Origin of the sequence: Pasteuria penetrans (assembly GCF_900538055.1) — a bacterium.
In the GTDB taxonomy this organism is placed as follows: Bacteria; Bacillota; Bacilli; order Thermoactinomycetales; family Thermoactinomycetaceae; genus Pasteuria; species Pasteuria penetrans.
The window spans coordinates 474,724-488,280 of record NZ_UZAC03000001.1 but is presented as its reverse complement, the minus strand read 5'-3'; the positions used below and the strand labels follow the sequence as shown (position 1 = coordinate 488,280).

Sequence of the window (13,557 nt, the reverse complement as noted above, 5' to 3'; positions counted from 1 at the left end):
ACTCACCATGGAAACACCCATACAGGGTAGCCAAACCCCTCACTCTAACTCCAAACGGCTGATGATCCCTTTTTCCTTCATGGTTGGTTTAGCATCCCATGTTCTCATGATATTGCCCATCAGTATGTATGGTGGTTTTTTCCATTTTTCGACCATTTTTACATTGACATTGGCCATATTTTCGTTTTGGATTTCCTTCAATGTAAACTTCTTTCCCCGACAACAGGAGCTAGAACATCAATGGTACGATTCCTACAGAAAGCTTCTGGAAATGCAAGCTTACAGGCAAACATGTCTCCGCTTATACCAGGTGCAAGGTTTCTCAAAATGGAGGTGGTATATCCCTCATTTTGTTGGTCCCCTGGGGATGATTGCTTCCACCCTCGTGTTCGTTTGTATGGAACCGCAGAGGGGTGCTCTTTGGATCCTATTGGCAGGGGTTGTTGGTTGGTGCATATCCTTCCGATGGCAAATTAGGCGGGAGTGCCGATGGTGTTCCGAGGCGGGATCCATCGACCTGCATTTTTTGTATGGGAGGATATTTCAGTTATTGATATGGTACACTATAGCCCTATATATCTTTCATACCTATGGAAACGGGTGGGAAAAAGAAATACAAAGAGTTTCTATTGGCATCCTTGTCCTTGTTCACACATGCCTTTCCCCGAACTGGATCCATCTCTGTCTAGGGCAACGTAGAGCAACGTCCCAAAAGACTTTTTGTGGATTCCTATTAGAAGCTAGTTGTTGGTACGGAAATTTCGGCGAACTGTCTCCCTCCGCCCCTGCCTTGTCTCCCTCTGAAAAAAGGAGGGTGCAGAAGGATGCTTTATTATGGGATTGGGTTCTCCCTATCGTATCCTCCTGCATTTTATTTACTCTATATCTGGTATATATAATAGTAACGGAACTATGAAGAAACAGGTTCATTCGGTTGCATCCAAAATTTGGGATGCAACCGAAGTAGGGTAGGGGGTACCTAAATGGCCAACCCGTGCCGTCCATGCTTTTGACCCGACACCCCATATAGGATTTTGCCCATTCAGAACCCCAGTCTGGTGTCACGTTCTTCGTACCTTCCTCTGCTGTGTTCTATCCGGATTTCGATCCGATGTTGCCTGGTCCAACTGCGATCACCTCCTTGTCTCAGATTGTACATCCAGTTAGACCCATCGGGTCTAACCCACGATCATCTCTTTGCTTCGGATTGTACGTTGGCTGGTCCAGGCAGACCATTCAACCCCTTCGCTCCACCCCCATTACAAGGGGTTCTCCACTACTATGAGTTGATCCGACTCTGTTCACGGAGGCCTTCTCGCATCCTTATTATTAAATTAAAAACATTTATTTTTTATAAAGGGAGGTTGATAATGTTGCAATATGTTACAACGGTTTTTTAGGCAGAGCATTGCTTCAGGTGTTGCTGGTTTTTTTTGTTGTGAGATCTGATCGTGTTTATCTCCAGAGGGAGATAATGTTTAGGAAGGATTTTCCTCAAAAGTTCTTCTGGTTACATCGCAAGGCGATGATGGATGTTTTCCTAGTGATTTTATATATGATTTGGATGGTGTACCATTTATACTATCTTGTACCCGCTTTTACAAGAGGAGGATCCCTGTCCGAACAACCTTTCCATTCGTCAATATTAGATCAACTTTTCTTTTTTAGTAGTATTGTTATTTACTTATTATTGGGTATATTTTTTGTATGGCCTACGTTCCGGTCGTATATAATGTCTAAATTGCACTTGGATCCCCAACGACACATTCATTATATAACGGTATGGTGGATGCTTTCTTGTGTAACTTATTCTATATATTTTAGATATTTTCAGCCAGTCACCATGTATGACTATTGGGATAGGATAACAAATCATATATTTTTATTTATTCTAGGATGTAAAGAGGTATTGTTGACTATACTTGCTGTAGGTTGGGGTGTTTCCCGTAACTGGCGGGAGATATTAGTCCAGCTGGGAATAAATAACGAACCCACAATAATGGGCCTTTTGTGGACTTGTGTTCTTGAGACGGTTTACATTCTCTTTAATTCATTAACATATAAATTTTTATATATTCCATATTCATCTAGCCAATTTGTTCGCCCATCGGTTGATTGGTTAAGTAGTGTGCTAGTAATAGTTATTCCATCGATTGGGGAGGAGCTATTTTTTCGGGGTGCCCTTCAACCACGTGTGGGTATTGTGTAAATATTTTGAAATTATATAGGACGACTGCCCTGCGGTACCCATTTTCGACATCGTTTAGAAAGCCCCGGTTTATATATTTATTAATAAATATTTTTATATAAAATGGATGGTAATTAGAGTCAATTTAGATTTTATTATATATTAGATTGAAATAGTTAATAAAAATAGATTCAGAGACGGGTCATTAGATGACGCGGGGAGGATAAAAAAGGGCCCCCGCGGGGCCCTGACACCAAATTTGGGATGCAACCTCATAAAAAAATTATATGAAAAATAATGAATACTTGGCACCCCCCGCCCTTTGAAATGAGGGAACCCCTGAATACCCATCCTCACATCCATGGGATATCATATGATAACAAACCGGGGACGGCGGCCACCACTAGTATCAAAAATCCACTAAGGAGTTATGATCCAATGCAACAAGGATACAACCATCCCAGCCGTGTACGCCCCTCCCGTGCTCCATGTTGTAATCAGGGCATAACCTCTTTCTTTCACACCCCCCTTCCACAAAGAAGTCATCAAGGGGCTGTCAGGCGCTATCATCTTGGTCCCGTAAGGGATGGCAGAACGGTCTCGTCGTTGGTAGCCTTCGTTCCAGATCCCCATCAAACCATAATGTTCAACACGCAACCTGGAGCCTCCTACTCGCGCATTTGTGTTGGGAATCAGGAACCTAAGATTGCTGAAGATATACTGTTGGAAAATGGGGTATTCCATAAAATTAATGAATTTAGACAGCAAAATGGCCTCGGTTCACTTATCCTCCATAATAAAGGGCAACACGTAGCACGCTGTAAGACCCTCCACATGGCAGAAAATCAATACTTTCATCACCACTGGTCCATTCCTCTCACCGATGGTTCTGTAGTTGAGAGAAACAGTTTTGATATGCTTATTGATTTACAAATTGTTTTCAAGCGGGTTGATGAACTCTTGTTGGTAAGCGCTAGGGATGCCCATGCAGAACAGGTTACTGCCTCTTGGATACAGAACGAGGATAGCAAAAAGAGCCTACTACACGTAGAACACAGTCATATGAGTATCGGGTTTGCTCGGGGATCATACCAAGGGAGCGATGTGTTCTATTGGTCGCAAATGTTATTTCAATTCCGTTGATTTCCCACTAATCGTCATAGGATAGAAGGGAATATAGTCCAGGAGGGTCACACCCGCCAGCGGTGATGGAAACCTTAGCAGTCCCCTATCTAATTTTCCCCATTATATTTCCTTCTGTTCCCTATATCCTCCTCATTGTTCTACTGAGCGTCCATTTTTCTATCCATTTCCCTCCAACCACTATGTTTTTCTATGAGGGTGTGAGTGCGATTTGGAATGGGTTGGGTGTTATAAGAGTATAAAACGGTAGTTGGGGGAAGACTTTTTGGAGTCTTTCCTCCAAGGCTGATAATCCTAACCCTTCTACACAGTGACCAGGATCCACAAGACAGAGACCTGCTGCCTGTGCGTCCAGTACGGTATGATGATCCAGATCTCCGGTAAGATAAACATCCGCCCCCTGGCGTAATGCTTCTGGCCAAAACTTACCTCCAGAGCCCCCAAGTAGTGCAACCCTTTGCACTCTTTTGCGGGGATTACCAACATAACGGACATGGCTGATTTCATAAGCACGGCCAACCTCTTTGGCCCAATCCCCCAGAAAGGATGGTTGGGCCAACTGACCAATCCTTCCCATACCCACGTTATCCATTACATTTTTCAACGGGTAAAGATCATAAGCTACTTCCTCATAGGGATGGGCTTGCAACATAGCCTCTCTTACCCTGGGCCACACATCCATGGGTACCAGTGTCTCTAGACGAGCTTCCCTAACAAATTCCTGTCGTCCCACCGTGCCCACCGCGGGTTGTGCACCTTCCTCTGAAAAGAAGGAACCCTCCCCTTCCATAAAAAAGGAACACTGACTATAATTCCCTATGTGACCAGCGCCAGCGCGAAAAATGGACCTTTTCAAGGTGTCGAGGTGTTCCATGGGCACATATACAACTAACTTATGATGTAGGGGCCGCCCCTGGGACAGAAGGGGGGTGGATGATTGCAACCCTAAACGCTGCGCCAGAACCTCGTTGATTCCCCACGGTACCACATCCAAATTCGTATGCAACACAAAAATTTGTATTTCCATTGTCAAACATTGGCGTATCAAACGTCCTGTGGGTAGATTCGTGGTTACGGAGTTGGAGGGTCTGTATAGGGGTGCATGATGAACAAGGACCCAGTTGGCTCCTCTTTCCCGTGCCACTTGCAGGGTCTGTTCATTCAAATCCAGTGTCAATATAACCCCCTTCACGCCAGCGTTGGGGTCTCCAATTTGCAGTCCAATAGGATCCTTGGGCTCAGCATAATTGGGTGGTACCAGGGTATCGAGAAGGTGTGTGAATACCTTCCCCTCCACCTCTTCTTTTCCCTTCATAAAAAAGTTTCTTCCTCTCATATCAGAATGATGTTTGTATCCGTTGGGAGGGGGGAAGAAGCGGTTGGTATTCGCTGTGGGTACGACATCGTTGATGGAGAATCTTATTCCCCTCCCTTAGGATATCCCTCCAATACCACCAGTGTTGAGTATGCGGATGGGATGGATTTTGTAGCGAGGCTAGAACACGCCCACAGCGTTCCCATTCCCTTTGCCATCGTTTTGCGAGCAGAGGATGACGTTTTTTCCATAGTAGTGGTCCAAAGGTCCTTAGGAAAGAGCGTGCGATTACATGGGACCGATAGGGGAGGTCCCCCCACCCGGGTCGGGCGACCATGATCTCATAGAGGTAGTCCCGTTCCTCTACGAGATCCTCCTCTACTAAACACCATTGGTGGTTTGCTAACCAATATCGTACCATTGCACTGCCATTATTGGGTTGTAGGACCAGGGTATGGACACCCCTGAGAAAATGGGAACCCTCCTCCAACATTGTAACGATTTTTTTCCCTCCAAGGCCTGCAATCACAATACTATCTACAATGTAATTTTGTAGGACTTTTAATCCATTTCCTAATTGCAACGAAATCGGTAGAGAAATGGGCTGTGCTTGTAGGTTTAGCTGCGCCTGCGCCAGGGGTCCCGGGTGGATATCCCCCCCTATGCCCATTCGTAGCCGGTGGGTGAGGGCCAGATGGATGAGGAGTTGGGCATGATCGCAACCTATATCAGCTACCCTGTCCCCCTCGGGTACAAGGGCTGCGATGGCCCGTAAACGTTTGGATATGTGTCGCGACAAAATGCCATCTTCCTCCTGTCGCCAGATGCATAGATTTCGATGAATTGGTAAGGTGGTACGGGATCCAGCGCATACTGTTTTCGTAATTCTTATCGTAAAATATTTTACAAATGGCGCTGGCGCAAGAACAAAATTACCCCTGTTCCATAATCCACCTACAATTTTTTTGTTTTTAAAAATTTTATTTATATGGAGCATGAAGGGATAAAAAATGACATGATGGGAACGGTAACTGTTACCACCACTACTACTTACACCCAACGTCATCAATGAATAGAGACTCTGTTGAAGCCAATATTACAACAATTTTAATATGAACCACCTTTCTATTGAATCTGGACTATACTACCCCCGTCCTGTGGGAGGAATCCGCTGTGGAAACAGGTTTACTGCCCTGTGTATAGGAATTGTGCATCTTTCGGGTTTTTGCAACACATCCAGTAATAGACGACAAAAATAATGCAAGGAGGAGGATAAATTAACCTTGATTGTGTATAAATTTTAGTTTCCTTCCGTTATAATTTAGGAACATCCCCAAGGATCTTAGGGGCCTATCTACCCCTGTGCTCGCACATCATGGCATTAACCACATTAAATTAATACATAATAATATAAAATTATATATGTTATGGGTGCCGGACCAACTTTCGATGGGCAACCGTGGAGTGAATTGATCATCTCCTCATGAAATGGGTAGGGGAATAGGGGTTTTCCTTTCTGATACGGTAGGTTGGTACAACCAATTCATCGTACAAGAAGAACCTCAATCCACTATCCAACCTAAAACCGAAAAAGGATGTTTGTCCTCTTTACTGGCGAGGTTTCCTTAAGACAAGAGGGGTAACGGTTATACCGGAATTGATTTAATCCGTTTCACCCCCTGTTCCATTCTCTCCCTTCACACGACCGACGTCCGGTTAAACCGGTTGTAGTGCAGCGGATTTTGCATAAATCCAGGGTTCCCCAATTTGGACATAGTTTTCCTTCAACCAATCTTTGATTGATATTTTTTGTTGATTTTCCCTAATGATTTGAATTTCCAACAATCCAAGCTCGCCATCAGGTGTCGCTAACCAGACGACTCCCTCCTCATGATCCACATCAGCCACGCATCCCGGTTCTGTAGTAGTCGTATTGGGACGGGTCTTGGCCCCCCATATTTTCCACCTTGTACCGTTAGTGTGCTGAAAGAATGCAGCAGGCCATGGGAGTAACCCTTCTACTCGATGGAGCATTTCTCGTGCACTTTTTCGTATATCCAGTTCTCGATCCTCGTATTGTTCTCTCATTCGGTCCGTGAACAATACCCCATCCAAATGGTCCATCCCATGCTGGATAGACCAAGCCAGGGGCCCTTCCGCCCGGATTTCAATCTCCTTCCCCCGTCGATCTTGGGCTCGGATTGTGATGTATTCAAAACGCTGCACCTTTCCCCAGAGATTTGGGACCGATAGGGAACCCTCTGAGGGATTCCATTTCTCCCCCTCACGTTGGATAAGGCGAGGGTTGATGATCTCCAAATGTGAAGTTTCTGATTTGGGTTGTGATGTTGGTTTGATCTTTTTACTATTGATGACCATCAAACGTTGCAGAATACCTATCTGTGGAGCCGTTAGTACGGTCCCGGAAGCCCCATACATTGTCTCCACCATATCGTCCAGGAGTTTATGGATATTCTCATCGAAATGGAACACCGGACTCGCCATTTCCCTCAGGACGGAATTGGGATACAGTAAGATGCTGCGTATGGCCATCTATGCAAAACCCCCTTCTTTTTAAAAAGTTTAAATAAATGTGATGAATAAATTGATCCCACAATCGATCCATCCGTCCGCATGCACTAATTGTAACAACTTTATCCCCAAAAACCAACTCAATTTATCCTTGAGTTAATTATTTATATTCGGATTGATATTATTCATTATATGCAATATTAATTAGGGAACCCATACCACAACAGATATCAATTTATTATATATAGTGGATTCTATCTGTAGAATTAATTATAAATTTATAAAATCAATATATAATTTCCGGCATAGGCACAAATTTTGGGATTCATGGTTTCCCCATCCCCCATGGTACTTGGGTGAAGGAGGCCATTGATTGGACAAAATACCTCGGTAGAACGAAAATTCTAACGAGGACGTAAACTCATGCTCCACGATACTTGTACTTTTCTATCAACCCCTATTGGCGGGAAAAAAATGAAGAACGATCTCCTAGAGCATTTACCATGATTACAAAAATCAAAAATATCAACCGAAAAAGCTGTCCAAATCGTTGGGTACCTAGTCCTGTACGATAAAAACGAGGGGAATTCCAGAGACTTGGACGTGGTTGGCTAGCTAGGAAAAGGATGAATATCTGGGGCGGAAAAACAATCAAAGAAACGATGGATAACGCTGTAAAGTCGTAGGAAATATACAAAAAAATCGTACCATGAATACCCATAGGAATCCTATTACCCTCCTGATTCCACAGTTACGGAACGCCAATTTCCCGTCGGTCCTGGGCCGATCCCTACTTCTGTTAGGATCCCTCCCTGTTGAAAGAACTCGTCTTCTTCCGAACAAACGGTGTATGGTTGAGCACCCTGGAAAGACAAACAAAGTAAAATCCTCGGCAAGAGGATTCCTCCGTTCCCAACGTCTTATTTCCCGATAGGATACCCGCTCGGACAAAGTGGAATCTTTTGCCCCCTACACAGGGCCGGTGCCCCGCCCTTCAGACTAAGGCCACCTACCCGGGAATTGGCGGACAAGGGGAAAAGTAGCCCTTTCATAGTGATAGGACGCAGATGGGATGGTGTCTGGAAGCTTCTTTAACTGTTGGATACAAGCACCCCCCTTAAACGTTAGACACCTAGGACCCTGTTTTCAAAAATCTTCGCTCATGACATCGGTTCCCATGATCGTTACCAACGCGCCCACTCTCGCCTCAGGACAACCATTCGTATGAATGATCCCGCATCAGATAGGCCCAACGGGGGCCCATCATCCCTTTAGAAATCCGTAGAATGCCGCCAGGAGATTGCACAAGAAAGGTTCTGGCTTCCGATCCGAAGACAGCCTATGGGACCTGGCATGGGGATCTGCGGTGATTATGCAACAATGGCTCTGAAAAAGGTGAAAGTAACGGGAAAGAACCTACACGATATCACCATTCATCTCAGGCACAACCTTGCCTATCGAAAGTCGAATCGGAGTACGAATGTCCTGGAAAACCTCAATGGAAATGGGAAGCGTAGTACAAGTCGAGCCTGTTGTAATCTTGATGGCAAGGCTGTGCCCACCGGATAGCGATCCCCTTCTGCCTTCGTTATCACAAAAAACAGCGGGAAAGAAGGGATCAGGAAGAAAGCATAAATAGTATTGAATTGTGCACAAATTGAAATTTACCATATTGTATATAATGAAAATTGACAATAGGAGAACGAAGAACAAGAACGAATTTTTTGTTTATACAAATTAATAAGAAAATTATTCTTAGGAGAATACAGGAGGATGTTCCCTCTGAAGAATGTACACACACCCGTTCGAATACTGCCATTAATGCCCTTAGGTCGGAGAAAAATTTGCTGAAAATCACATTCAGAACACATTATTACTATAATTTTACATTAGAAGTGCTGGCGCAAAGGGAACAATGATGCGAAAACAACCTCCCTTGGCCCCATATCTTGATGATAAATTATTTATTTTTAAAAAATATTTATTAATGAATAGATATTGGAAGGTAAAAAATGACCTAGTTGGAATGGTGACGGTAACCCGTCCCTATTCCTTGCACCCACACCCCAGAGAAGTGGGCTTGGGATAACAACCCAGGGTCCAACATTAAGCCAAGGCCTACCTCACAGGCCAATCCTTACTCCCGTGTAAGGGGTTCCTGAATTCAAGGAAAAAACACCGGTAATCTTTCAAACCATTTGTATTTTGTCCAATATACAAATAGTTTCATAAGTAGTATAGACCATAATCGTAGGGACATGCTCTAAAAAAACGGGGGAATAACCCAGTATCAGATAAATCTTTCATTTGATGAGACAAATAAACATTCTAATTGTTCACAATGATACCCATTTCATGTATAATTGTCCCTGAGGGTTGGGTTGTTAGTCACATCATATCCAATGCTGCTATGATCCGGGAGATCCGTCCATTTCTAGGATATAGCCAATCTAGATATTCCCAAAGTAGTAGCAACATTAAGCCACCAAAAAGCGGATCATAGTAGGCAGTTAGGGTGGGGCAGATCTCTTTGCCATTGAAGTGACAGTGTTTTCCCAATCTATTATAGGACATACATCCTAAAGGAGGACGTTTCAATTATGACTCATCGTAAAGTCGTAGGTTCCATAGCAGCTCTCGGTACCCTGGCTTCAGCCTTCGCCGTATCTGCTTCAGTGGCTTCGGCAGAACCAATAAGTATAAGTGCAAATATCAACCAAACTGTGCAACTAACCTATGGAGGATGGTCCAGTGGTTGCCAGACATTTGTTCTTCCACCCAATGTCAAGATAAATCAATTGAACAACTTCAGTGTCTACCTTCCAACGGTTCAGAGTAACGCCATAGTTGTTCACAACATCCAACAGCTTCCCCTCCCAATCTCAACATTACAGACCAATGTATTACAGGTTCTCCCTGTCATGATAAGTGGGGTACAGTACTATCAAACCATTATAGGTTCTCAGTACTATCTCCTCTCCTCACAGATCACCAATCATCTCAATATCAAGATTGTAAGTAGTTTATAACATTTATATACCATTTTTCAAAAATTAAATAGGGGTATTGTTCCCCCTATTTTTTATGTATAATTCAATTATGGTGCTACCGCAAAAAGGAACGATCCGACAAGTACCGCCTAGAGCATTGGTTTCCGAAATTTGGTTCCCTCCCCTACCTATAATAAAATTTAATAAATATAGTGGGTTATTTGATAGTACTTTCTCTTTCATTCAATGCATCCCCAGAAAATAGATCAACACGATATTTCATAATAAACAGTTTGCTTAGATTATTATGTACCAAACCGTGATAATTAAATCTTGTTGATTAAAAACATGGTAAGAGATAATGGGAAATCCATCTGCTCTTGTTGTATAATCTTCCTTATCATAGACAAAAAATATAAGGGGACTAGAAGACAGATAGCTCTCCAATATTATAACACAATACCCAATGTCTACGAAACAGAGGAAATAGAACAAAGGGAAACTTACTTGTAGAATCATCTATTATCCACGGTGGATCCGAATCCTCTTTCAGATATAGAATTGGTTTTTATCCTCCCTGGCCGGTTCTTCACCAAATATGCATCCTCGTATGTAGACCACTTATGGGCGAAAGAACACTATACGAGAGTCGAAATCGCCTCAATGTCTATGAGGAAACCGAAGACTATAAGGTGAAGGAACAATTCTACTCCAACTCCACCCAATTTTTGATGGGGATCGTGGATATAGACCCCAGTTTTTATCGGATGGATTCAACCCTTATCGACAGCTTTATCAGGAAATTGAGCCGCAATATGTTGATTTTCTTGGTGATTAGGATTGCAGTCCGTACGATGGCCAAACTTGCTCTCCCTCTTCCTTCCGAATGGGAGATCTTCTTGCAACCCGATTGCAGGATAGCCTATGTGAACGGAGCCCAGGCCCGTTCTTATGGATCCCTCCCTCCTTCTACCAGCGGATCACCTAACGGATAAGATGAAACGGAGGGCAACACTGCTAGAGATTTGCCTAACCCTCGAACACTTTGGGAACCAGTACAAGGAGTTTCAATCCGCCCCAGTCTATATACTGTTGCAAAGGGTGATAGGAGAGCAGACAGAGGGAGTTGAACAGGAAAGGCAAAGAAAACTCATGGTGCGTTCCACCTTGCCATCAGGCAGTCTGCAAAGCCCCTTTGATCCAGACGCCCAAGATCGAGGGTGAGCCATTGTGTGAAGGGTATGTTGGTAACCTTGTCGAGGCCCATGATGGGGAGAAGGGATTGAGTATAATCACCCATGCAAATACCTAAGGAGCACTTCATTCCGATAAGGATTTCGGAGTTGACTATATATCCAACCATGGGGTACAACTGCCATGAGGTAAGGAGGGCGGCTAAAGAACGTACTATCTATACACCCAACCGATATGTTGGGAAGAAAGGAAAATCCCAGTAAAAAGAGGGTAAGTGGGTTCAAGAGGGGGAAGGATGGAAAGATCCATCGGTGTCCTGGTGGCAAGACCCCCGACTCATCCACGTACCAACCCGGAGAAAATGGCAAGGGTAAGATGGTAGCCCACTTCCATGAGGGGACCTGCGGGGGATGTAAATTTGCCGAGCAATGTGCCGCCAAACCTCTGAAGAGGGGGGGTCCTGCGCACCACAGATCAGTCCTATTCAACGGCGGAACAACGGGACAAAATGGAGCAACCAGAGTACAAAGAGAAAAAGAGAAGGGTAATCGTTGTGCGGCTGTGGAGGGGGGGGGTGTTCTTCTATGAGGAATCGTTTTCAGGCCGCCAAAATGAAGGTGCGTGGTAAGATGAGGGTGGCACGGGCCATGATGGCAAAAGGATCTGCTTATCATTGATCCCAGGTCGTCCGTTATCTTCAAAAAAAGATCAGGAAGAGAAGGATAAGATCACCCATAACTACATAGGATTTAATATATAATACTATTTAAATAAAAAATAAAATTCGACTTCATGTCGGTTTCTTTGGTGTGCGCAAAAGGGGCAAGCAAGACAGGAACCGGTTCCTATGATCTCACAGTGATTTCGGTGTTTCAACAAAAAATAGCCGATCGTATTAAATTTTCAGGTGCAATCCCCCAGAAAGGGGTATCCTTCCACCCCCAAGCACTTATGCCGGAAATACTCAAACAAACTGTTTTATACCCATTAAAAATATAAACATTTATCAAACACATCATTTAGTATACAAAAATATTATAATAAGTTTGATACCTTTTTTCGCGGCAGCATCCGTGGTAGTAATGTTTAGGAAAAAACATCTATTTTGTTTAGCAAATAAATATATTATAAATTAAAAATTCGGATAGATTCATGAATGTTTAGGAACCTTACTCATAACTTTTAGACCCTAAACCCCTTAGGGCGGTTATCCCAATCCGCGTCTGTCGGAATTCAGGCAACCCCTTCCTGTACTGGGATCTAGGGAAATTCCGTTCCTACCTATACAATACCAAAGGGGTTCACGTTTGAATTTAAGAGCATCAGGAATTGTTACCATTCCTAAATCAGAAAAATATCCATTTCTTTAGAAAAAAATAGGAAGATACCTCACTATACCACCCGCAGAATATGTTTTTGGGCCCATTTTATATCCGTTTGGATATAGATTCCTATTCCTTGACTTTCCATTGCAAAATCGTTATAATGTCGCTTACTGCTAGTTGTTGGCTCGCCCTCCGAGTTCGACTTTCCCGGACATAGGGTTGGAAAGCCCTCCCGCGTTTCAGAAGGACAACGGTGTATACATCAACGATCCGAAACGGGTTGCTGACCCCCTAAAAATCGGGGGGTTGTTTTTATAATCCATGTTTCCCCAATCTCCGGGATCTCCATAAAGAACACGTACCCTAATGAAGACATAGTACCCATGTTTCTAACGCATGCTCTTTTGAGCATATGGTGGAAAAGGACGGCCCACGTTTTCATAAGCAGTGTTCAGGTACCAACAACATCCTGAAGGTTACCTTTTTCGGTCTTCGGTGAACGTAGTTTGTCCCCCGCCCTAAACCCTGTTATAATCTTTCCGCAAAAACGTATCGATATTTCCCCCTTCGTTTTGTACTTAATAGTGAAGGTGGTTACTGTTCTACCGTTGGGGATTGTTTTTTCTGGTACTTTTTCGGGGTACGCATTCCCCATTCGTGGTGCTACCGAAACGTCAAGCGTTCCTTTATTTGCTGGTTGATCAAAGAACTACAGATGGGGACTGTTTCCCAGAATGATATAGGGGGTCATGGATTCCTAGGGGATTCTCACCATGGTTGTTGCGATGATCCTATACCAATATAGGAGAGTCTTGACCCCTTTCCCACCATTTGTCCCCCTGAATTGCGGAGGAGGAAAGAAGGCAGTCC

11 protein-coding genes are annotated in these 13,557 nt (G+C 43.7%); 6 read left to right on the top strand and 5 right to left on the bottom strand.

The features are described from left to right. Positions 1 to 39: 39 nt before the first annotated feature. Positions 40 to 201 carry a hypothetical protein gene (locus PPRES148_RS10505; RefSeq protein WP_187820386.1) on the bottom strand — a complete coding sequence of 54 codons (162 nt, stop codon included), beginning with the start codon at positions 199 to 201 and terminating at the stop codon, positions 40 to 42. Between the two features lie 2,425 nt (positions 202 to 2,626). Here PPRES148_RS10505 and PPRES148_RS12185 point away from each other — a divergent pair. After that, positions 2,627 to 3,331, top strand: a complete 705-nt coding sequence (locus PPRES148_RS12185; protein ID WP_149452983.1) for a CAP domain-containing protein — start codon at positions 2,627 to 2,629, stop codon at positions 3,329 to 3,331. 190 nt (positions 3,332 to 3,521) lie between these two features. On the opposite strand, the gene PPRES148_RS01910 is transcribed toward PPRES148_RS12185, so the two are convergent. From PPRES148_RS01910 to PPRES148_RS01895, 4 genes are all read right to left on the bottom strand, one after another. Beyond that, on the bottom strand, positions 3,522 to 4,646 hold the full coding sequence (locus tag PPRES148_RS01910; RefSeq protein WP_187820382.1) for a Nif3-like dinuclear metal center hexameric protein: 1,125 nt from the start codon (positions 4,644 to 4,646) through the stop codon (positions 3,522 to 3,524). 22 nt (positions 4,647 to 4,668) lie between these two features. Then, on the bottom strand, positions 4,669 to 5,445 hold the full coding sequence (locus tag PPRES148_RS01905) for a tRNA (adenine(22)-N(1))-methyltransferase (RefSeq protein ID WP_187820381.1): 777 nt from the start codon (positions 5,443 to 5,445) through the stop codon (positions 4,669 to 4,671). A gap of 917 nt (positions 5,446 to 6,362) precedes the next feature. After that, positions 6,363 to 7,199: a peptide deformylase gene (gene def / locus PPRES148_RS01900; protein WP_149452980.1), complete on the bottom strand. Its 837-nt coding sequence runs from the start codon at positions 7,197 to 7,199 to the stop codon at positions 6,363 to 6,365. A gap of 436 nt (positions 7,200 to 7,635) precedes the next feature. Next, on the bottom strand, positions 7,636 to 7,899 hold the full coding sequence (locus tag PPRES148_RS01895) for a hypothetical protein (RefSeq protein WP_149452979.1): 264 nt from the start codon (positions 7,897 to 7,899) through the stop codon (positions 7,636 to 7,638). A 632-nt stretch (positions 7,900 to 8,531) separates the two neighbouring features. Here PPRES148_RS01895 and PPRES148_RS01890 point away from each other — a divergent pair. The 5 genes from PPRES148_RS01890 (at position 8,532) to PPRES148_RS01870 (ending at position 11,950) form a co-directional block, all read left to right on the top strand. Continuing rightward, positions 8,532 to 8,747, top strand: coding sequence for a hypothetical protein (locus PPRES148_RS01890; protein ID WP_149452978.1), 216 nt, complete (start codon positions 8,532 to 8,534; stop codon positions 8,745 to 8,747). Between the two features lie 1,031 nt (positions 8,748 to 9,778). Next, entirely contained in the window at positions 9,779 to 10,207 is a 429-nt protein-coding gene (locus PPRES148_RS01885) for a hypothetical protein (protein WP_149452977.1), read from the top strand. A gap of 584 nt (positions 10,208 to 10,791) precedes the next feature. Next, positions 10,792 to 11,163 carry a hypothetical protein gene (locus PPRES148_RS01880; RefSeq protein WP_149452976.1) on the top strand — a complete coding sequence of 124 codons (372 nt, stop codon included), beginning with the start codon at positions 10,792 to 10,794 and terminating at the stop codon, positions 11,161 to 11,163. 1 nt (position 11,164) lies between these two features. Further along, the gene (locus tag PPRES148_RS01875; RefSeq protein ID WP_223127913.1) at positions 11,165 to 11,392 is read left to right on the top strand and encodes a hypothetical protein; all 228 of its coding nucleotides are present in this window, start codon (positions 11,165 to 11,167) and stop codon (positions 11,390 to 11,392) included. A gap of 204 nt (positions 11,393 to 11,596) precedes the next feature. Then, entirely contained in the window at positions 11,597 to 11,950 is a 354-nt protein-coding gene (locus PPRES148_RS01870) for a transposase (RefSeq protein WP_149452974.1), read from the top strand. Positions 11,951 to 13,557 lie beyond the last annotated feature (1,607 nt).

What these genes read in the sequence shown, in the direction of transcription:
- def (WP_149452980.1), bottom strand. Translation starts at nt 7,199, where the DNA reads ATGGCCATACGCAGCATCTTACTGTATCCCAATTCCGTCCTGAGGGAA.
- PPRES148_RS01890 (WP_149452978.1), top strand. Translation starts at nt 8,532, where the DNA reads ATGGGGATCTGCGGTGATTATGCAACAATGGCTCTGAAAAAGGTGAAA.
- PPRES148_RS01910 (WP_187820382.1), bottom strand. Translation starts at nt 4,646, where the DNA reads ATGAAGGGAAAAGAAGAGGTGGAGGGGAAGGTATTCACACACCTTCTC.
- PPRES148_RS01895 (WP_149452979.1), bottom strand. Translation starts at nt 7,899, where the DNA reads ATGGGTATTCATGGTACGATTTTTTTGTATATTTCCTACGACTTTACA.
- PPRES148_RS01885 (WP_149452977.1), top strand. Translation starts at nt 9,779, where the DNA reads ATGACTCATCGTAAAGTCGTAGGTTCCATAGCAGCTCTCGGTACCCTG.
- PPRES148_RS12185 (WP_149452983.1), top strand. Translation starts at nt 2,627, where the DNA reads ATGCAACAAGGATACAACCATCCCAGCCGTGTACGCCCCTCCCGTGCT.
- PPRES148_RS01880 (WP_149452976.1), top strand. Translation starts at nt 10,792, where the DNA reads ATGGGCGAAAGAACACTATACGAGAGTCGAAATCGCCTCAATGTCTAT.
- PPRES148_RS01875 (WP_223127913.1), top strand. Translation starts at nt 11,165, where the DNA reads ATGAAACGGAGGGCAACACTGCTAGAGATTTGCCTAACCCTCGAACAC.
- PPRES148_RS01870 (WP_149452974.1), top strand. Translation starts at nt 11,597, where the DNA reads ATGTTGGGAAGAAAGGAAAATCCCAGTAAAAAGAGGGTAAGTGGGTTC.